Here is a 301-nt window from a genome sequence, read left to right as displayed (position 1 = left end):
AAGTCCTCCGGCAAGTCCGCGGGGACGAAGAAGTCCCACCGCGCGGACACGCGCACCTATGTGCTCGACACCAGCGTCCTGCTGGCCGATCCGGGAGCGCACAAGCGCTTCGCCGAGCACGAGGTGGTGCTGCCGGTCGTCGTGATCACCGAGCTCGAGGGGAAGCGGCATCACCCCGAACTCGGCTACTTCGCGCGAACGGCGCTGCGCATGCTCGACGAGCCCCGCGTCATCCACGGCCGACTGGACGAGCCCGTCGCGATCGGTGACGTCGGCGGCACGGTGCGGGTCGAGCTGAACC

Annotated in this window: 1 protein-coding gene; it reads left to right on the top strand. The window is 69.4% G+C overall.

What is annotated here, in order from left to right:
- Positions 1-60: 60 nt before the first annotated feature.
- Positions 61-301: PIN domain-containing protein (locus KSO97_RS17645; RefSeq protein ID WP_232682161.1), on the top strand; the 241-nt coding region annotated here is incomplete at its 3' end.

The sequence above is a fragment of the Nocardioides sp. R-C-SC26 genome (assembly GCF_021246465.1).
Taxonomy (GTDB): domain Bacteria; phylum Actinomycetota; class Actinomycetes; order Propionibacteriales; family Nocardioidaceae; genus Nocardioides.
The sequence above is the reverse complement of the archived record's forward strand: the minus strand, read 5'-3'. Positions and strand labels throughout refer to the sequence as shown.